Raw genomic sequence first — 18459 nt, 5'->3', positions numbered from 1 at the left:
CGGTCGCGATGCGCGGCGGCAATACGGCCGATCTTTAACTAATCATTGGCGGGAGTGGCTTGCAGCATGACGGTGACGTACAAACTGGAATCGTTCGAAGGACCCCTGGATTTGCTCCTTCATTTGATCGACAAAGCCGAAATCGACATTCACGAAATATCCGTCAGCGAGATTACGGATCAGTACATGGAATATTTGAATGCGATGCAGGAGCTGGAGCTGGAGGTCACGAGCGAATTCCTCGTCATGGCGGCAACGCTGCTGTCGATGAAGAGCAAGCAGCTGCTCCCGAAGCCGCCGGTCATCGAGGACGACTACTTCGAGGAATGGCCGGACGACGGCCTGGACCCGCGCGACGAGCTGATCGCGAAGCTCGTGGAATACCGCAAATACAAACAAATCGCGGAACAGCTCCGGGAGCAGGAATTCGAGCGCAGCCTCGTCTACACGAAGGAGCCGGAGGATATGACGCCGTTCATGAAGGTCGTGCCGGAGAACCCCGTCAAGGGGCTCAGCGTCGGCGACCTCATCGCGGCGTTCCAGAAGGCGCTGCGCAAGGCGTCCCGGCGCAACGTCATCGCGACGATCCATCGCGACGAAATTTCGGTCAAGGACCGGATCCGCGACATCGTGGACGTGCTGCGGGAGTTCGAAACCGTCCGCTTCTCGAAGCTGATCCGGGAGGACATGAGCCGGCACGAGATCGTCGTGACGTTCCTGGCGCTGCTTGAACTGATGAAGATGAAGCATATTCGCTGTTTCCAGCACGGCCTATTTGATGATATTGTGGTGCATTGGAGGGGAGAAACGGCTGATGGCGGATTATTCGAAGTTGAAGCAGATTATTGAAGGGTTATTGTTCATGGCGGGGGACGAAGGGCTGACGGCCAAGCAGCTCGCGGACATCCTGCAGCTGGAGGCCGGGGTCGCCGCGGATCTGGCCAAGGATCTGACGAAGGACCTGAGGTCCAAGAAGCGCGGCATCCAAGTATCCCTGGTCGCCGGGGCGTACCGGATGACGACCAATCCCGAGCACGCGCCGTATTTCGAACGGATGGCGTATTCGCCCACGCGCTCGAGCCTGTCCCAGGCGGCGCTCGAAACGCTGTCCATCGTCGCGTACCGGCAGCCGATCACGCGCGTGGAGATCGAAGAAATCCGCGGCGTCAAATGCGACCGGGCGATCCAGTCGCTCGTCGGCAAGGATTTGATCGAAGAGGTGGGCCGGGCGGAGCAGATCGGGCGTCCGATTCTGTACGGCACGACGAAGTCGTTCCTCGATTATTTCGGCTTGTCCGGCCTCGACGCGCTGCCGGAGCCTTCGTCCATCGCGGTCGACGATCTGGAGGACCAGACCCAACTGCTGTTCGAGCGGCTGGAGGGCCGCCAGATGACGATCGAAGACATGACGATGGCCGATCTCGAGGCGGAGCTGGGCGACGATGGCCGCGACGAGCCCGAGGAGCCAGACCCGAAGCCGGAGCGCGAACCGGAGCCGGCGTCCGAAACGTAACAACCCGAATGAGATTTGTCCGCAAGGTCATACTATATCCGACCAAAGTAGGGAAATGGGGGAAAACGCCATGCTCGGCTACCCGTTCGGATGGATGATCGCGGCAGGTCTCTTTTTTTTGCTTCTGCTCGTTATCGCGAGTTCGCAGGTCGTCATCAGCGGCCATATCAAGCGGGTGGGGGAGAACGACGACGCCGAGCTGCGCATTCGCGCGTTGATGGGCCTCGTGCATTACCATTGGCAGCTGCCGGAGGTAAAGGCGAAGGGCATCGGCCTGGAGCTCAAGCGCGAGCTGACCGCCGCCAACATCGGCGGGGTCAACTCGAACGCGGATACGTCGCACGTCGATCCGAAGAGCTTTATGGCCTCGATCAGCTGGACGCAGGCGATTCTGCGGCATACGGACGATCTGCTCGGTTGGGTGCGCCGGACGCTGAACCACGTGCGGATCACGGAATGGAAATGGGCGAGCGCGGTCGGCACGGGCGACGCGATGTGGACGGCGATGGCGACCGGCACGGCTTGGTCCGTGAAGACGACCGCGATCGGCGTGCTGTCGCAGCTGATCCGGCTCGAGACGGATCCGGAGCTCTCGGTGCAGCCCGTCTACCAAAGCGCGCATTTCTCCACGGAAGGGCAGTTTACGGCTAAAATCACGTTCGGTTACGCCTTCTATGCCGGCATCCGGCTCGCGGTGAAGATGAAAAAGGTGGCCAAGGGCGTGCCGGGTGGACTCGCCGGTTGGCAACGGATATTGCTGCGCGGCTGATTACATAATGCGGCCCCGGCGGGGGCACGCTAGAAACGGCAAGGAGAGCATACCGATTTTCGAACCGAGGAGGACTTTATCGATGAACGACCATCCGATTCAAGGCCTAATGCAGACGGCCATGGAAAACATCAAAGAAATGGTGGACGTAAATACCATAGTTGGCGATCCTGTCCAGACTCCGGACGGCAGCGTCATCATGCCGATCTCCAAGGTCGGTTTCGGCTTCGTGGCGGGCGGCAGCGACATCCGCATGGGCGAGCATAACAAAATGAGCGGGACCGACATGCACAACGCGGCCGTGCAAATGCCGTTCGGCGGCGGCAGCGGCGGCGGCGTGTCGATCACCCCGATCGCGTTCCTGGTCGTCGGCACCCACGGCGTCCGCATCGTGCCGCTCGACAACCAGACGCATCTCATGGAGCGGGTGATCGATTCCGCGCCGCAAGTGTTCGAGAAGATCCAGACCATGTTCAAGAAAGACCATGCGTCCGCGGCCGAGGTCGATTCCGTGCTGATCGACAGCATGGACGTCCGTTAATCGCCGACGGCGGGCTGCGGCTTTACCGACTAACCGTCCGATCCGGGGCGGTTTCTTTTTTTAGCCGCGATATGGGATATATCTTGCACCGCTTCATATACTTGTACAAGACGAGTACCGACATCCGAAGGAGGACATCTATGAGGCTCGCCTGCATCAGGAACAGACTCGCCGCCGTCGCGGCGTCCGTCATGCTGCTTCTTCCGGCCGCGGCGGCGGCCGCGGAACCGGCGCCGGAATTGAAGACGGGAGCGGAGGGCGCCGCGCTGATCGACGTGGAGTCCGGCCGCATCCTGTACAGCCACAACGGGGACAAGCCGATGCTGATCGCCAGCTTGACGAAGATCATGACCGCCATCGTGGCGATCGAACACGGCAACCTGTCCGACATGGTCGAGACGAGCGTTCGGGCGGCCGGCAAAGAGGGGTCGTCGATTTATTTGCGCCGCGGGGAGAAGATGAGCCTGCACAACCTGCTGTACGGGCTGATGCTGCGTTCCGGCAACGACGCGGCAACCGCGATCGCGGAGCATGTGGGCGGGTCCGAGGAGGGCTTCGTTCATCTGATGAACGACAAGGCCGAGATGCTGGGTCTGGCGAATTCGCACTTCATGAACCCGAGCGGCCTCGACGCGGAGGGCCATTACGGCTCCGCCAACGACTTGGCCAAGCTGACCGCCTACGCGCTGAGAAACCCGGTGTTCAAAGAAATCGTCAAGACGAAGCACAAATCGGCGCCGAACCCGAACGACAAGTGGGATTACCTGTGGAAAAATAAAAACAAAATGCTGTCGATGTACGAGGGCGCGGACGGGGTTAAAACCGGCTATACCAAAAAGGCGCTTCGCTGCCTGGTCAGCTCGGCGTCGCGGGGCGGCCAGCAGCTCGTCGCCGTCACGCTGCGGGACCGCGACGACTGGAACGACCACCAGCGGATGCTGAGCTTCGGCTTCGATCATTACCCGCTGAGCGAAATCGCGCACAAGGGACAACCCGTCAGCGGGTATCCGCTCGCCGTCGGCCGGACGCTGCGCTATCCGTTCGCCGAAGGCGAGAAGGAGCAGCTGCGCAGCAAGCTGACGCTCGTGAGCGCCGGTACCGCGGCGTACCTGCTCGGCGAACGCGGTTCGTTGGACTGGTTCGTGGGCGACGAGAAAATCGGCTCGACGCCCGTGTACGATCCGAACGGCGCGCGGATCGGCCTGCCGGATAAGCCGGCGTGGGCGGCGGGCGGACGAGCGGCTTTGCGCGCGGGCGGACAACGGGAGACCGAAGCCATCCGGTAAGGTTTTGCCGCGCGTCGCGACTTTGGGGAAGGAGGCGGCGGATGGTAAATTTCATTTGGCTATTCTTCATCGCGGCCAGCTTCGTTGCCGCCATCTTGAACGGGCGCATGGACGCGCTCACGGAAGCGGCGTTCGAAGGCGCCAAAAGCGGGGTGACGGTCAGCTTCGGCCTGATCAGCGTCATGGTGTTCTGGCTCGGGCTCATGCGCGTCGGCGAGGATGCGGGACTGCTTCGCAAGATCGCCGCCCTGCTGCAGCCCGCCGTGCGGTTTTTGTTTCCGGACGTGCCCAAGGGCCATCCGGCGCTCGGCTATATCATGAGCAACATGAGCGCGAACATCCTCGGGCTCGGCAATGCCGCGACGCCGATGGGCATCAAGGCGATGCAGGAGCTGCAGAAGCTGAATCCGCACAAGGAGACGGCGTCCGCCGCCATGTGCACGCTGCTGGCGCTGAATACGTCGAGCATCACGCTGGTGCCGACGACGCTCATCGCGATCCGCATGACGTACGGCTCCGTCAATCCCGCCGAGATCGTCGGCACGACGCTGGCGGCGACGCTCGTCGCGACGGCAGCCGCGATCGCGGCGGACCGCTGGTACCGCCACCGGTACAACCGCAAGCCGCCGAAGGATATCGGCCGCGACGGCCCGCCGGCGCGCGGCGGAGGCGCGGGCCTGCCGCAGCCGCCGCCGGGAACGGCGGCGGGAAGCTTCGGTCAAGGAAAGGGTGAGGCCGTTGTATGAGTGGGTAACGGCGTTCTCCGCGTGGCTCATTCCGTTCATGATCGTGTTCATTCCGCTGTACGCCGCGTTCAAGCGCGTGCCGGTCTACGAGTCGTTCATCGACGGCGCGAAGGACGGGTTCGGCACGGCCATCAACATCATCCCGCATCTCGTCGGCATGATGGTGGCCATCAGCATGTTCCGGGCCTCCGGAGCCATGGACATGATGGCCGGCCTGCTGCGCCCGCTGTTCGACAGCCTCGGCATTCCGAGCGAGGTGCTTCCGCTCGGCCTGCTCCGGCCGTTGACGGGGGCCGGCTCGCTCGCCTTCACGACGGAGCTGATCAAGACGTACGGCCCGGATTCGCTGATCGGGCGGATCTCGTCGACCATCCAGGGGAGCACGGACACGACGCTGTACGTGCTGACGGTGTACTTCGGCGCGGTCGGCATCCGCAAGAGCAAATACGCGTTGAAAGTCGGGTTGTTCTCGGACCTGGTCGGATTTTTTGCCGCCATCATCATTTGTTTGTTCGTCTTCGGCCCGTAACGCCACCGAGAATTTACATACCCGCGCGCTAGTCCCGCCGCAACCGGCGTCCGTCCCCGGATGCCCGCGCGCGCGGGGCTTTTTGCATGGGACTGGAAGTCCGTGGCGTCCGCGCACTTTCTTTCCGGTGTCGATTTAGGGTATGATGGGGGGTGAGGTGAATCGAGTGGAACGTTTACAAAAAATTTTGGCGCAGGCCGGCGTGGCGTCGCGCCGCAAATGCGAGGAGCTGATCCTCTCCGGCAAGGTTCAGGTCAACGAGGAGACCGTCACGACCTTGGGCGCCAAAGCCGATCCGGCGACGGACGTCATTACCGTCAACGGCCGGCGGATCAAAAGCGAAAGCAAGCTGTACCTGATGCTGCATAAGCCGAAAGGCGTCATCACGAGCGCGAGCGACCCGCAGGGCCGCAAAATCGTCTCCGACTACCTGCCGGGCATCAAGGAGCGGGTCTATCCCGTCGGCCGGCTGGATTACGATACCGAAGGACTGCTGCTGCTGACGAACGACGGGGAGTTCGCGAACCTGCTGACGCACCCGAGCCATCACGTGCCGAAGACCTACTGGGCGACCGTGAAGGGCGTCCCCCACGGCTCCGCGCTGGAGCGCCTGAAGCAGGGCATCCTGCTCGAGGACGGGATGACGGCGCCGGCCGAGGTCGAATACCACGACGTCGACACGGAGAAGAATCAGGCGACCGTGACCATTACGATCTACGAGGGCCGCAACCGCCAAGTCCGCCGCATGTTCGACGCCATCCATCATCCCGTCATCCTGCTCCGCCGGATCCGTTTCGGCGAATTGGGCCTGCACGGATTGGCCCGCGGCAAGTTCCGGCATCTGACGCCGAAGGAAGTGCAGGACCTCCGCGCGGCGGCCGTCAAGACACATAAAGTTCAAAAATAACGGGCGGCGGCAATCTCGATTGCCGTCCGATTTTCGTTATAATGGAAATACGACAAACAGCAGCATTGCAGCTAAGGAACAGGCGGTGAAACGCAATGAAAAAGAACCGCAGACTCATTCAGGTGCTGATCTTCCTCGGCGTTCTCGTGCTCGGCGGCTACGCCATCGGCAACTCGCTGTTCGCGAGCAGCGGCGGACTGCCCGGCAAGGGCCAGACGCCGCCTTCTTTCGCGCTTTTGGACCTGGACGGCCAGACGCACCGTCTCGAGGACTATAAGGGCAAGGCGCTCGTCCTGAACTTCTGGGGGACCTTCTGCCCGGGCTGCGTGACGGAGACGCCGGATTTGGAAGAACAGTACAAGAAGCATGCGGACAAGCCGTTCGAAATCGTCGGCGTCAATCTGAGCGAGGACAAGCTGGCAATCCGCAATTTCATCGAACAATACGGCGTCAGTTATACGATTTTGCAGGACGACAACCGGCAGATTGAACGCGCATACGGGCTTCGGTCGTATCCCACCACCTTCTTCGTGAAGCCAGACGGTACGATTATGGACGTCTTTATCGGACCGATGGGCAAGCAGGACATGGACGAGCGCATCACGAAACTGCTGGCGTCCTAGTCGGAGGAGGTTTTTTGCATTGTCGGCTTTTGAGAACACGAAATGCCAGTGCGGTCACCAGAATCCTACGGGGACCGTGCTGTGCGAGAACTGCGGCTATCCGCTCGATCCCGAAGAGGAGAAGAGCGACGCCCCGCTCGAGATGCGCTACGACGGCATCGCCCGGCGTTCGCAGAAGAGCAACCCGTCGCCGATCGACCGCGTATGGAACTTCTTCTCGTCGGTGAAGGTGGCCGTCCGGCTTATCGTCATCACGCTGTTGGCGGCGATGATCGGCACGATTTTCACGCAGGAGAACGCCTTCATCTCGTTCGATCCGAGCACGTATTACGAGCAGCGGTACGGCTGGATCGGCAAATGGTATTATAAGCTCGGTTTTTCACATACGTACGAATCTTGGTGGTTCATCGGCCTGCTCGTCATGATCGGCACCTCGCTCGTCATCTGCAGCCTCGACCGCGTCCTGCCGCTGTACCGCGCGCTGAACAAGCAGCAGATCCGCAAGCACGCGCAGTTTCTGACCCGTCAGAAAACGGTGTACGCGGGGGAGGCCGAAGGTCCGGCGGATGCGTGGACGGCTTCGATGGCCGCCCAGCTGAAGCGCAAGCGGTACAAGGTGCACCTGGAAGACGGCGCGCTGCTCGCGGAGAAGAACCGGTTCAGCCGCTGGGGACCGTACATCAACCATATCGGGCTGATCGTGTTCCTGCTGGCCGTGCTGCTGCGGACGCTGCCGAGCTGGGAGATGGACAATTACGTCACCGTGCCGGAAGGCGAAACGGTCAAAGTGCCGGAAACGGCGTACTACATCAAGAACGAGAAGTTCACCATCGACTATTACACCGACGCGGAGCTCCCGAAGGAGCTGCAGGGGACGGCGCGCGCGAAGCTGTACAAGACGAAAGCCGTGCTCTACACGTGCTCGGCCGACTGCGACGATCCGTCGAAGCAGCCGAAGCTGACGACCGTGGCGAACCACGACATTCTCGTGAACGATCCGCTGACGTACAAAGGGCTGAAGGCGTATCAATTCGGCTTCGACGACACGCCGAAATTGAAAGCGGTCAATCCCGTCCTGGTCGACAAGAAGACGGGCAAGACGTACGGGCCGTTCAAGCTGGACATGCGCAATCCGCAGCTCAGCTACTCGCTTGGGCCGTACACGCTCGACCTGCGTCAATCCTACATGGACTTCGCGCTGAACGATCAAGGCCAGCCGACGACGAAATCGCGGGAACCGAACGCGCCGGCGTTCGTCTTCGTGCTGAAGGGACCGGATTTGCCGGCGCAAGGCGAGCCGTACATGTATTTCCCGAAGCAGACGGACAAGGAACGGTTCAGCCAGGACGTCATCAACGGCAAGCTGGCGGATCGTTTCGAGCTGAAGGTCGGCACGATGGACGGCGTCGAATTCGCGCCGGTCGAAAGCTCGCTCAACATCCGCTACGACCGCGCCATGCCTTACATATGGGTCGGCGCCGGCATTTCGATGTTCGGCCTGCTGATCGGCTCGTACTGGCAGCACCGCCGGATCTGGCTGCGCCTCGACGGCGGCCGCGTCACGCTCGGCGCCCATACGAACAAGAACAATTACGGCATGCGTGCCGAGCTCGCGTCCGCCCTGCGCGGCATGGGCATCGTCGTAGAGCCGAAGTCGCTCGATAACGGGAGGAACAAAACGTGAGTTTGCTTGATTTCAGCAGCGACGCGTTCATCGTCGCATTCTTTCTATACTGCTTCGGATTTTTGTTCTACGGGGTATCCGCCCTGGGCAAAAAGTGGAGCAAGCGCAGCCCGGAAGAGCATGTCAAGAAGTGGGGACGCATCGCGTTCGGCGTCTCGCTGCTCGGCTTCGCCGCGCATTTGACGTTCTTCTTCACCCGCTGGGCCGGCGGCGGTCACATCCCGACGAGCAACATGTACGAATTCATGTCGTTCCTCGCGATGGCGATCATGGCGGCGTTCATCATCGTCGAAGCGATCTACCGCAAGCCGCTGCTCGGCCTGTTCACGCTGCCGCTCACGGTCATCATCGTCGCCTACGCGGCGGTCTTCCCGCAGGAGGTGCAGCCGCTCATCCCGGCGCTCCAATCGTACTGGCTCAAAATCCACGTCACGACGGCCGCGACGGGCGAAGCATTCTTCGCCGTCGGCTTCGCGGCGGGGCTCATGTACCTGCTGCGCACGGTCGACTTCCGCAAAACCGACGAGAAAGCGAAGCGCGAGCAGCGCTGGGTCGAGTTCACGCTGTACGTCATCATCGTCATCATCGCCTTCATCGGCTCCGTCTTCGGATTCCGCGGCGCGGGCTACGAAGCGAGCTTCAAGCAGGAGACGGTCACGATCGACGACAGCGGCGTCGAGAATTCGACCGTCAACACGGTGGAGTACTCGCTGCCGCCGATCTTCAAGCCGTACAACAGCCAAGTCGTAGCGATCGATTCGTTCCTCGGCCTCGACAAGCCGCTGTTCGAGACGCCGCACTGGATGAAGGGCGTCGACGCGGCGCGCAAGCTGAACACGATCACCTGGTCGGTCATCAACGGCTCGATCCTGTACGGCCTCCTGCGCCTGATCCTCCGCAAGCGGGTCGGGGCGGCCATCCATCCGCTCATGGACGGCATCGACGAGGACGATATCGACGAAATCAGCTATCGCGCCATCGCGATCGGCTACCCGATCTTCACGCTCGGCGCGCTGATCTTCGCCATGATTTGGGCGTATATCGCGTGGTCGCGGTTCTGGGGCTGGGACCCGAAGGAAGTATGGGCGCTCATCACCTGGCTGTACTACACGGCATATCTCCATCTTCGCCTGTCGCGCGGCTGGCACGGCTCCAAGTCCGCTTGGCTCGCGGTGATCGGCTTCGTCGTGGTCATGTTCACGCTGATCGGGGTTAATCTCGTACTGGTCGGTTTGCACTCGTACGCGGGTGTATAATAGAAGCAAGGAATGCCAGGCGCGCGTCTCTTCAGGCGCGCGCCTGCGGCACGATTACAGGCGATTCTTCGCCATTCGAGAGGAGACATGCTCCATGTCCGAAGAACTTCACCGCATACTGGTCGTAGACGATGAAGAACGGATCCGCAGGCTGCTCAAAATGTACTTGGAGAAGGAAGGCTATCGCATCGAGGAAGCGGAGGACGGCGAAACGGCGCTCCGAATGGCGACGCACGGCGAGTTCGATCTGATCCTGCTCGACGTCATGCTGCCCGGCATCGACGGCATCGAAGTCTGCACGCGGCTTCGCCAGGTGAAGTCGACGCCGGTCATCATGCTGACGGCGAAGGGCGAGGAGATGAACCGCGTCCAGGGCTTCGAGGTCGGCGCGGACGACTACGTCGTCAAGCCGTTCAGCCCGCGCGAGGTGATCTACCGCGTCAAGGCGATCCTGCGCCGCTCGTCGGCGACGGCGTTCCTGACGAAGGAGACGATGACGAGCAACAACATCGTGTTTCCGCATCTCATCATCGAGCACGACGCGCACCGGGTCATGGCCGGCGGCCAGGAAGTAAGCCTTACGCCGAAGGAGTACGAGCTGCTCCATTACCTCGCCATTTCGCCGGACAAAGTATTTTCCCGCGAGGAGCTGCTGAAGGACGTGTGGAACTACGAGTTCTTCGGCGACCTGCGCACGGTGGACACCCACGTCAAGCGGCTGCGCGAGAAGCTGAACAAGGTATCGCCGGAAGCGGCCATGATGATCACGACGGTATGGGGCGTCGGCTACAAGCTCGAGGTGTCCAAATAAGTGGTCATTTGGCGCAGCGTTGTCGGCAAGCTCTGGCTCACGATCATTGCTCTCGTGGCGGCGGTGCTGCTTATTCTCGGCATGTTCCTGCTGCAGTACATCGATATCGCGTTCAATAATTCCCACGCCGTTAAAGTGCTGTTCGTCTACACGGCGATTATCGGCTTCCTGCTGTCCACGTTTTTCGCGTTCTTCCTGTCCACCAAGATTACGCAGCCGCTGCTGCAGATGAAGAAGGCGGCGGATCTGATCTCCCAGGGCGAATACCGGACCCGGGTGCCGATCCGCTCCTCCGACGAAATCGGCGATTTGGCCAATACGTTCAACAACATGGCGGCCGAGCTCGATACGCTGATCCGCGACTTGAATCACGAGAAAGAGCACTTGGCCAGCGTGCACCGGAGCATGGCGGACGCCGTCGTGACGTTCGACGCGGCGGGCCAAGTGATCCTGGCCAATCCGCACGGTCAGCAGCTCATCGAGCGCTGGAACGAGCTGGAATGGTCCGAGGAACAAAAGGCGCATTCCAAGGTACCCGCTCCCTTGTTCGATTTGTATCGCAAGGTGCTGCGGGAAGGCCGCGATCTGACGGATAAGGTGCACGTGCAGAGCGGCGTCTGGTCGGTGGTCATGGCGCCGCTCAAGTCGAATGAAACGGTGCGCGGCGCGGTCGCGGTCATGCGCAACGTGACGGAAGAGTCGAAGCTCGAGAAGCTGCGCCGCGATTTCGTCGCGAACGTCTCGCACGAGCTTCGCACGCCGCTGTCCATGCTGCAAGGGTACAGCGAAGCGCTGCTCGACGATATCGCGGCTTCGCCGGAAGAACGGAAGGAAATGGCCCACGTCATCTACGAGGAATCGCTGCGGATGGGCCGGCTCGTGAAGGATCTTCTGGACCTGGCGCGAATGGAAGCGGGCCATCTGGAGATGAAGCTGGAGCCGACGGACTTGACCGGGCTGCTCCGGCGCGTGCACCGCAAATTCCAAGGCTTGGCGAAGGAGCAAAACATTCAGCTCGAGCTCGAGATGGCCGCGGAACCGCTCGTCCTTGCCGAAGCGGATGAAGACCGGCTGGAGCAGGTGCTCACGAATCTGCTGAGCAACGCGCTCCGGCATACGCCGGCGGAAGCGCATATTCGGATCGGCGCCCGCCAGACGGTCGCGGACCGGAAAGCGTACGTCGAGATCCAGGTTCGCGACGAAGGCGAGGGCATCCCGGGCGAGGATCTGCCGTTCATCTTCGAGCGCTTCTATAAGGCGGACAAAGCGCGCACGCGCGGCGCTTCGAGCGGCGGTACGGGGCTCGGCCTCGCCATCGTGAAGAACATCGTCGAATCGCATAAAGGCCGCATCCGGGCGGAAAGCACGGTCGGCGTCGGCACGACGTTCACGCTGCTGCTGCCCGTCGAACCGGCGAAATAAACGTTCGCTGCGCAGCGAATCGTCGCCGCGAGCGAATGGCAAAAGGCGCTTCTCCGTACGAGAAGCGCCTTTGCCGTTCTATCGACGAACGCGACTCATGCGCCGGAGCCGTGCGGCCGCGGTTCGCCATTCGCGTCGCATCTTGTTGAAGGAAGTAGACTAATCTTGTTGGTCGTGAAACATTTTATTTCCGTAAACGCCGAAATGGGCTAAAAAGAGCGCCTTTCCTCGAGGGGAAGGCGCTCTTTCGGCATCCGGCCGCAGTACCGCGGCGAGGATTAGTACAGGTTGATTTCTTTGGCTTTGTTCAGATCCGGCAGCTCGACGAGCTTCGCGATCAGCTCTTTCGAGGCGCCTTTGTCCACGGTAAGCACCATGATCGCGGCGCCGCCTTCGAGCTCCCGGCCGACCTGCATCGCTGCGATGTTGACGCCGTTGTCGCCGAGCAGCGTGCCGACGCTGCCGATGATGCCCGGCTTGTCGTTATGCGAGACGAGAATCAGGTTGCCTTGCGGCGCCACGTCGACCGTGAACCGGTCGATTTGGACGATCCGCGGGCCGTAGCCCGTCAGCATCGTGCCCGTCACGAGGCGCGTCGCCGTCTTGGACCGGAGAACGACGGTGATCGAGTTCGTGAAGTCGCGCGCGGCATGCGAGTTGCTCACGACGATGTTGACGTGGCGGTCCTTCGCCAGGTGCAGCGAGTTGACGACGTTCACTTGCTCCGCGCCGAGGTGATGCGACAGCACGCCGCGGACGATATAGCGGGTGAGCGGCTGCGTGTCGACTTCGGCCAGCTCGCCGGCGTAGCTCACGCTGATCTCTTCGACGGCGCCTTCGATCAGCTGCGAGACGAAGCTGCCGAGCTTCTCGCCGAGGCCGAAGTACGGCTGCAGCTTGTTCAGCACGTTCGCCGGGATCGGAGGCATGTTCACGGCGTTCAGGAACGGCTTGTCGCGCAGGATGTTCAGCACTTGCTCGGAGACGTCGATCGCGACGTTCTCCTGCGCTTCCACGGTGGAGGCGCCGAGGTGCGGCGTGACGATGATCTTCGGATGGTTCAGGAACGGATGGTCGGCAGCCGGAGGTTCGACCTCGAACACGTCGAAGGCGGCGCCGGCGACGATCCCCTGATCGGCGGCTTCCACGAGGGCCAGCTCGTCAATAATGCCGCCGCGCGCGCAGTTCACGATGCGCATGCCTTTCTTCATGACCTCGAATTGCGGACGGGAAATCATGTGGCGGGTCTCCGGGGTCAACGGCGTGTGCACCGTCATGAAATCCGCGTTGCGCACGATGTCGTCCACGCTGGACAGCCGGATGCCGAGCTTCTCCGCGCGCTCTTCCGTCAGGAACGGGTCATAGCCCCAAATTTCCATGCCGAACGCTTTGGCCCGCTTGGCCACTTCGCTGCCGATGCGCCCCATCCCGAGGACGCCCAGGATCTTGCCGCGCAGCTCGACGCCGAGGAAGGACTTGCGGTCCCATTCGCCGCCGACCGTCTTCAGGTAGGCCTGCGGAATGTGGCGGGCGACGGCCATCATCATCGCGAACGTGTGCTCGCAGGTCGTGATCGTGTTCCCGTCCGGCGCGTTGATGACGATGATGCCGCGCTGCGTGGCTGCTTCCAAATCGATGTTGTCGACCCCGACGCCTGCGCGTCCGACGACTTTAAGCGACTTGCCGGCGTCCATGATCCGCGCGGTGACCCGCGTCTGGCTGCGCACGAGCAGGGCATCGTAGTCGCCGATGATGGCGACGAGCTCGTCTTCACTGAGGCCCGGCTTCTTGTCGACCGTCACGTCCTCCGCATCCACGAGCTTCTGAATGCCTAAATCGCTGATCGGATCTGAGACCAAAACTTTGAACATGTTGGATTGCCTCCTGAGCGTTTGTATGATGGATATATAGTAGAAGCGAAAGACCCCCGTCCATTCGCCGCACGCGGCGGCGCCAAAGGCGAGAGTCTGTTCGCACGATCACACATCGGGCTATGAACGAATCCTGTGGAACGGCAATTTCGGGCTGTTTTATGTTTCCCCTATTATAGCAAGCTGAAAAGCAATTGCAATGCTTAAAACTTGCTCAAATGTGAAAATTTCGTTATGATCGACCGTAAACGGGAGGTTATCGAAATGGACGTTTGGCGCGACATTCAACCGGACGCTTTCTGGCAATTGATGCGGGAAGGGAAGCTTGAGCCGGATCAAATCATAGACGTGCGGGAACCCGAGGAGTGGGACTATTATCATTTGGAGGGCAGCACGTTGCTGCCGCTTTCGTCCTTCATGGGTACGTGGACGCAGGTGCCGGCGGACAAAACGGTATACGTGATTTGCGCGCACGGCGTGCGCAGCCAGGCGGTTTGCCGCTTCTTAAGCGAGAAGGGATACGGCGGCCTCGCCAACGTGGTCGGCGGCATGGCTGCGGTATCCCTACATGACGGCTTTCGTTATGATTAAACGCGCATCGGCGAGCCGATGCGCGCCGCGTGTCCGGACTTATTCCTCCTCCGGGAAGAAAAACGGAAGCTGCGGCAGCAGTTCCTTCGGATACAGCTCGTCCTTGCTGCCTCCGAAATCGCCGGTCCGGACCGCCTCCGTATTGACGAGCAGGTCGATGACGGCATCGACCGTGCGCATCTTCATGGAGCTCGCCTGGCCGGAATGGATGAACTCGTCCACGCGCGAAGCGAGGTCCTGCGGGTAGAAGGCGGCGAGCGACTTGCGCGCGTTCAACTGGTCCGCGGCCACTTTGTTCTTGACCGTCAGCGGGAGCTTCTTCCAATCCGCGAGGCTGAGCCCGCCCGGCGCTTCGTATTCGCCGGGAATGGCCGGGTTGACGGAGGCGCTCCATTTCAGCATCGCCGCGTAATAGTCCTGCTGGCCGCCGAGCGCGTATTTCACGCCGTCGACGTAATACGCGTCTTTCTCCAGCGCCTGAGCCAGCTCGGCCCCGGACATGTTCTTGACGGAACCGGCGCCGCGCGAAGCGGCTTCGTCGAACATGCGCAGGCTTTTGAGCAGCTGAAGCTGCGCGGTTTCCAGCAGCGGCGAGTTGGCGGGCACGGACGCGCGTTCGGCTTCCTTGTAGGTTTGCTCGGCGGTGTCCGACAAATCGTTCAGGGCGGAGCCGGCGTTGGTCAGCTGACCGGCCGCCAATTTGCGGAACGCGGCGAACCATTCGTTTTGAAATTCACGATAGGGCAAATATACGGTATGATAGAAGGAAACGAGATCCTGCTGCTGATAGGCATCCGCGTTTCCTTTCGTGCTTCCGCTGAGATGTTTCGCGGGCTCGACCAGCCGGGCCTCGGTTTTTTCGGATCCGATTTTGACGCCGTAGAAAAACGCGCCGACCGCGAAAACGAGCATGAACAGAAAGCCGAGACTGAAAAGCATTTCGGTGCGCGTTAGCCGTTTCTCCATGTTAATCCCCTTCATACTTTATACTTTTTTCGACAAATTTTTCGCAAGCGTCCTACTAGTATAGGATAAATCCTAATAAAAGGAAATATAAACCTACCATGGCAGGAGCAGGACATGAAAAAATTCGATCTTCGTAAAATCAGGCTGAAAACGACGCGCATCGACGATATCGATGACCGGATGCTCCTGATCAATTTGTACGCGACGCAGGCGATTACTTTCATTATCGGTTTCGTTTGGCTGTTATTTCAGCGCCGCAATCCATTTTCTTTGTACGCGCCGGAGAACGATTGGCAATTTCTCTATTGGGGCCTCGGCCTGGCCGCGGCGGTCATCTTGCTCGACATGCTCGCGGCACGCTTCGTGCCGGACGAAGCGAACGACGACGGCGGGGTGAACGACCGGATCTTCCGGACGCGGCCGATCTGGCACATCGCGCTGCTGTCGCTCGTCGTGGCGATCTGCGAGGAAACGCTGTTTCGCGGGGCCGTGCAGCATCACATCGGACCGTACTGGACGAGCATCGTATTCGCTACCATCCACGTCCGTTATTTGCGGCATTGGATTCCGACGGGCCTCGTATTCGTGATCAGCTACGCGCTCGGTTGGATTTATATTCGGACCGGAACGCTGCTGGCGCCGATCCTCGCGCATTTCGTCATCGATTTGGTCATGGGGCTCGTGATCCGGTTTCGGAGGGAACCATGAGCAGAGTCAAAAAATTCGGCAAACGGACCGGCAAGCCGCTGGACGACGTCTACGACGAGACCGCCGCGGCGCTGGAGGCGGAATGGGGGCTCGAGAAGGACGGCGAGGAAGCCCCGGCCCTGCCGCCGAGGAGGGCGTCCCACCCTTCAAGCAAGCAGCAGCTGACGCGCTGGTTTTACCGGCTGCTCATCTTCTTGTTCCTGCTCTTGCTCGCGGGCTTGCTGTGGTGGGGAAGGCAGTTCGAGTATTAGAGACGTCGCGCAAAGAGTAAGGGGAACGCCATTCGGAGGTGCAAGCGGGAATCATGACATTCATATGGATAGCGGCTGCCGTCGCAATATTCGGCTTGTTGGCCTTGGGGCATATGGTGCGCGCGTCGTACCGGTACAGAGTGGACGTGCAGGAAGCCGCGTTCGAGCGGCTGCCGCAAGCGTTCGACGGCACGACGTTGTTGTTTATCAGCGACGTTCACCGGCGCGTCATTCCGAACCGGCTGATCGACGCGTTCGTGCAGGCCGGCGGAGCCGATTTGGTGCTGATCGGCGGCGACTTGCGCGAGAAGAAGGTGCCGGATGCGCGCATCCGGGAAAATTTGCGGCGGCTGTCGCGGATCGCGCCGATGTACATGGTGCACGGCAATCACGATTATGACGAGGATATTCGCCCGTTCGAGGTGCTGCTGGAGGAAGAACGCGTGCGGCTGCTCGCGAACGAGTCGGTCGTGCTGGAGCAGAAGGACGGAAGCCGGATCCGGCTCGCCGGGGTCGACGATCCGCGCACCGATCACGAGCGGCCCGATCTGGCGCTCGCCGACATGGAGGACGGCCGGGGCCAACTGTTCACGATCCTGTTGTCGCACGATCCCATCATCGCCAAGCGGCTAAAGGGCGACGAATACATAGATTTGGTCCTGTCGGGACATACGCACGGCGGACAGGTGGCGCTGCCGGTGATCGGCCCGCTATGGCGCGGGGAAGGCGATTCCGGCTATTGGCGGGGATGGTTCGAATTCGACCGGCCGGCGCGGGGCGTCCCGAAGATGCGGCTGTTCGTCAGCTGCGGCTTCGGGACGTCGAGGCTGCCGATCCGGCTCATGACGGAGCCGCAGCTGCACCGGATCACTTTGCGTTCTTCGGGGGCGCATCCAGACCAAGATCGATCGAAGCGGGGTCGATGAAGCCGTAGCCTTTCGCTTCCAGCTTCGTCAGCAGCGTATCGAGCGCTTCGGTCGTCCAAGGCAGCTCGTGCATGAGAATGTTCACGCCGGGATGAAGCTGCTCGAGCACGTTCGCGATGACTTTGTCCGGTTTGTCGCGGGAGCCCGCGTCCCAGTCGAGCGAGCCGTTCGACCACGTCATGTACAGCATGCCTTGGCCGCGCACGATGCGCTTGACCGTATCGTTGCCCGAGCCGAACGGCGGCCGGAAGAAGACGGGCGCGCTGCCGGTGACTTTCTTCACGATGCTTTGGACGTCGACGATCTGCTTTCGGACGGTCGCTTCTTTTTCTTTCTTCAAATCGATATGATCCCAGGAATGGTTGCCGATCGCTTGGCCGCGGTCGGCGATTTTTTTGAGCAGCTCCGGATGGCTCTTCACGCGGTAGCCGTTCACGAAGAAGATCGCTTTCGCCTTGTGCTTATCCAGCGTATCGAGCAGCGACGCGACCGTCTTATCCGCTTTCGGCCCGTCGTCGAACGTCAGCAGGACGGCCTTCGCGCTAGCAGCCGCTTTATCGATAGGGACGAAGCTGTAAACGGCGTTCATGCGGTACAGTTTCTTGACGGCATGCCCGGCGGGCTTCGCGTCGCCGGAAGGCGCGGCCGCTGCGGGCGAGGAAGGCTTGCCCGCGTTCGTTTGGCCGCCCCCGTTGGCGCCGACGGGGGCTTCGGCCGAGCCGGATTTCGTTCCGCCGGCTGCCGCGTTCGAGCCGCCGCCCCCGTTCGTTTCGCTCGCGCCGGGCAGCGATTGCGGCTTCGTCGCGCTGCCGGGATCGGCCTGCTCGGCGGACGGTTTCGGCTCTTCCGGCGCCGTGGAATTTTGCGCGGTCGCGCAGCCGGCGGCAAGCGCGAGCGCCAGCCCCAGCAGAATCGTCGCCGTCGTTCGAATTGCGTTACGCGGTTTCATGTTCAGCGAACCTCCTTGGTCGAAAGCACCGGACGTGCCCCGAGGATTGCCCTCATTGTAGCATATTATGGCCAAGCGCCCGATCTTTCCGCTTTCCTAAATTTGTGGTG

At 61.2% G+C, this 18459-nt stretch carries 20 protein-coding genes; 17 read left to right on the top strand and 3 right to left on the bottom strand.

All coding sequences use genetic code 11. The features are described from left to right. Positions 1-66: 66 nt before the first annotated feature. The 13 genes from BMZ79_RS07040 to BMZ79_RS06980 all read left to right on the top strand — a co-directional run bounded on the left by BMZ79_RS07040 (position 67) and on the right by BMZ79_RS06980 (position 12087). Positions 67-849 (top strand): segregation and condensation protein A, encoded by a 783-nt coding sequence (locus BMZ79_RS07040; protein WP_090637963.1) that lies wholly within the window; start codon positions 67-69, stop codon positions 847-849. After that, the gene (gene scpB, locus BMZ79_RS07035; RefSeq protein ID WP_090637960.1) at positions 815-1513 is read left to right on the top strand and encodes an SMC-Scp complex subunit ScpB; all 699 of its coding nucleotides are present in this window, start codon (positions 815-817) and stop codon (positions 1511-1513) included. The genes BMZ79_RS07040 and scpB overlap by 35 nt, the downstream gene beginning before the upstream one ends. A 55-nt stretch (positions 1514-1568) precedes the next feature. Beyond that, positions 1569-2282, top strand: coding sequence for a DUF2953 domain-containing protein (locus BMZ79_RS07030; protein WP_218154665.1), 714 nt, complete (start codon positions 1569-1571; stop codon positions 2280-2282). An 82-nt stretch (positions 2283-2364) separates the two neighbouring features. Further along, complete coding sequence (gene ytfJ, locus BMZ79_RS07025) at positions 2365-2823, top strand: GerW family sporulation protein (protein ID WP_090637956.1); 459 nt, start codon at positions 2365-2367, stop codon at positions 2821-2823. Positions 2824-2963: 140 nt separating this feature from the next. Continuing rightward, positions 2964-4109 carry a D-alanyl-D-alanine carboxypeptidase family protein gene (locus BMZ79_RS07020; RefSeq protein ID WP_090637953.1) on the top strand — a complete coding sequence of 382 codons (1146 nt, stop codon included), beginning with the start codon at positions 2964-2966 and terminating at the stop codon, positions 4107-4109. A 41-nt stretch (positions 4110-4150) separates the two neighbouring features. After that, a complete protein-coding gene (locus tag BMZ79_RS07015) occupies positions 4151-4855 on the top strand; it encodes a nucleoside recognition domain-containing protein (protein WP_090637951.1) in 705 nt (234 codons plus the stop codon). Further along, on the top strand, positions 4848-5384 hold the full coding sequence (locus BMZ79_RS07010) for a spore maturation protein (protein ID WP_090637948.1): 537 nt from the start codon (positions 4848-4850) through the stop codon (positions 5382-5384). Before BMZ79_RS07015 ends, BMZ79_RS07010 begins: the two co-directional genes overlap by 8 nt. A gap of 166 nt (positions 5385-5550) precedes the next feature. After that, positions 5551-6291, top strand: a complete 741-nt coding sequence (locus BMZ79_RS07005) for a pseudouridine synthase (protein WP_090637945.1) — start codon at positions 5551-5553, stop codon at positions 6289-6291. A 95-nt stretch (positions 6292-6386) separates the two neighbouring features. After that, complete coding sequence (locus BMZ79_RS07000; protein WP_090637943.1) at positions 6387-6914, top strand: redoxin domain-containing protein; 528 nt, start codon at positions 6387-6389, stop codon at positions 6912-6914. A gap of 19 nt (positions 6915-6933) precedes the next feature. Continuing rightward, a complete protein-coding gene (locus tag BMZ79_RS06995) occupies positions 6934-8598 on the top strand; it encodes a cytochrome c biogenesis protein ResB (RefSeq protein WP_090637940.1) in 1665 nt (554 codons plus the stop codon). Beyond that, positions 8595-9854: a cytochrome c biogenesis protein CcsA gene (gene ccsA, locus BMZ79_RS06990; RefSeq protein WP_090637938.1), complete on the top strand. Its 1260-nt coding sequence runs from the start codon at positions 8595-8597 to the stop codon at positions 9852-9854. The genes BMZ79_RS06995 and ccsA overlap by 4 nt, the downstream gene beginning before the upstream one ends. 94 nt (positions 9855-9948) lie before the next feature. Further along, a complete protein-coding gene (locus BMZ79_RS06985) occupies positions 9949-10665 on the top strand; it encodes a response regulator transcription factor (protein WP_090637935.1) in 717 nt (238 codons plus the stop codon). Next, positions 10666-12087 carry a HAMP domain-containing sensor histidine kinase gene (locus BMZ79_RS06980; RefSeq protein WP_090637933.1) on the top strand — a complete coding sequence of 474 codons (1422 nt, stop codon included), beginning with the start codon at positions 10666-10668 and terminating at the stop codon, positions 12085-12087. A gap of 278 nt (positions 12088-12365) precedes the next feature. On the opposite strand, the gene serA is transcribed toward BMZ79_RS06980, so the two are convergent. Then, a complete protein-coding gene (gene serA, locus BMZ79_RS06975) occupies positions 12366-13958 on the bottom strand; it encodes a phosphoglycerate dehydrogenase (RefSeq protein WP_090637930.1) in 1593 nt (530 codons plus the stop codon). A gap of 264 nt (positions 13959-14222) precedes the next feature. On the opposite strand from serA, the gene BMZ79_RS06970 reads away from it, so the two are divergent. Further along, entirely contained in the window at positions 14223-14549 is a 327-nt protein-coding gene (locus BMZ79_RS06970; protein ID WP_090637927.1) for a rhodanese-like domain-containing protein, read from the top strand. 39 nt (positions 14550-14588) lie between these two features. Here BMZ79_RS06970 and BMZ79_RS06965 read toward each other — a convergent pair whose 3' ends face one another. After that, positions 14589-15515: a hypothetical protein gene (locus BMZ79_RS06965; RefSeq protein ID WP_090637925.1), complete on the bottom strand. Its 927-nt coding sequence runs from the start codon at positions 15513-15515 to the stop codon at positions 14589-14591. A gap of 114 nt (positions 15516-15629) precedes the next feature. Here BMZ79_RS06965 and BMZ79_RS06960 point away from each other — a divergent pair, with 114 nt between their 5' ends. The 3 genes from BMZ79_RS06960 to BMZ79_RS06950 are packed head-to-tail and all read left to right on the top strand — an operon-like array spanning position 15630 to position 17400. Next, positions 15630-16223 (top strand): CPBP family intramembrane glutamic endopeptidase, encoded by a 594-nt coding sequence (locus BMZ79_RS06960; protein ID WP_090637922.1) that lies wholly within the window; start codon positions 15630-15632, stop codon positions 16221-16223. Then, positions 16220-16474 (top strand): hypothetical protein, encoded by a 255-nt coding sequence (locus BMZ79_RS06955; RefSeq protein WP_256252589.1) that lies wholly within the window; start codon positions 16220-16222, stop codon positions 16472-16474. Before BMZ79_RS06960 ends, BMZ79_RS06955 begins: the two co-directional genes overlap by 4 nt. 53 nt (positions 16475-16527) lie before the next feature. After that, the gene (locus tag BMZ79_RS06950; protein ID WP_143088900.1) at positions 16528-17400 is read left to right on the top strand and encodes a metallophosphoesterase; all 873 of its coding nucleotides are present in this window, start codon (positions 16528-16530) and stop codon (positions 17398-17400) included. On the opposite strand, the gene BMZ79_RS06945 is transcribed toward BMZ79_RS06950, so the two are convergent. Continuing rightward, positions 17342-18349, bottom strand: coding sequence for a polysaccharide deacetylase family protein (locus tag BMZ79_RS06945; protein WP_090637916.1), 1008 nt, complete (start codon positions 18347-18349; stop codon positions 17342-17344). The two genes, BMZ79_RS06950 and BMZ79_RS06945, sit on opposite strands and share 59 nt — an antisense overlap. Positions 18350-18459 lie beyond the last annotated feature (110 nt).

Source organism: Paenibacillus sp. UNC496MF (assembly GCF_900113915.1).
Classification (GTDB): Bacteria; Bacillota; Bacilli; order Paenibacillales; family Paenibacillaceae; genus Paenibacillus_Z; species Paenibacillus_Z artemisiicola.
Note: the sequence above shows the minus strand (reverse complement) of the source record. Positions and strands in the feature narration are given on the sequence as shown.

Bases quoted from the DNA above. Each gene is read 5' to 3' on its own strand.
- BMZ79_RS07040 (WP_090637963.1), top strand. From the start codon at position 67: ATGACGGTGACGTACAAACTGGAATCGTTCGAAGGACCCCTGGATTTG.
- scpB (WP_090637960.1), top strand. From the start codon at position 815: ATGGCGGATTATTCGAAGTTGAAGCAGATTATTGAAGGGTTATTGTTC.
- BMZ79_RS07030 (WP_218154665.1), top strand. From the start codon at position 1,569: ATGGGGGAAAACGCCATGCTCGGCTACCCGTTCGGATGGATGATCGCG.
- ytfJ (WP_090637956.1), top strand. From the start codon at position 2,365: ATGAACGACCATCCGATTCAAGGCCTAATGCAGACGGCCATGGAAAAC.
- BMZ79_RS07020 (WP_090637953.1), top strand. From the start codon at position 2,964: ATGAGGCTCGCCTGCATCAGGAACAGACTCGCCGCCGTCGCGGCGTCC.
- BMZ79_RS07015 (WP_090637951.1), top strand. From the start codon at position 4,151: ATGGTAAATTTCATTTGGCTATTCTTCATCGCGGCCAGCTTCGTTGCC.
- BMZ79_RS07000 (WP_090637943.1), top strand. From the start codon at position 6,387: ATGAAAAAGAACCGCAGACTCATTCAGGTGCTGATCTTCCTCGGCGTT.
- BMZ79_RS06985 (WP_090637935.1), top strand. From the start codon at position 9,949: ATGTCCGAAGAACTTCACCGCATACTGGTCGTAGACGATGAAGAACGG.
- serA (WP_090637930.1), bottom strand. From the start codon at position 13,958: ATGTTCAAAGTTTTGGTCTCAGATCCGATCAGCGATTTAGGCATTCAG.
- BMZ79_RS06970 (WP_090637927.1), top strand. From the start codon at position 14,223: ATGGACGTTTGGCGCGACATTCAACCGGACGCTTTCTGGCAATTGATG.
- BMZ79_RS06965 (WP_090637925.1), bottom strand. From the start codon at position 15,515: ATGGAGAAACGGCTAACGCGCACCGAAATGCTTTTCAGTCTCGGCTTT.
- BMZ79_RS06960 (WP_090637922.1), top strand. From the start codon at position 15,630: ATGAAAAAATTCGATCTTCGTAAAATCAGGCTGAAAACGACGCGCATC.
- BMZ79_RS06955 (WP_256252589.1), top strand. From the start codon at position 16,220: ATGAGCAGAGTCAAAAAATTCGGCAAACGGACCGGCAAGCCGCTGGAC.
- BMZ79_RS06950 (WP_143088900.1), top strand. From the start codon at position 16,528: ATGACATTCATATGGATAGCGGCTGCCGTCGCAATATTCGGCTTGTTG.
- BMZ79_RS06945 (WP_090637916.1), bottom strand. From the start codon at position 18,349: ATGAAACCGCGTAACGCAATTCGAACGACGGCGACGATTCTGCTGGGG.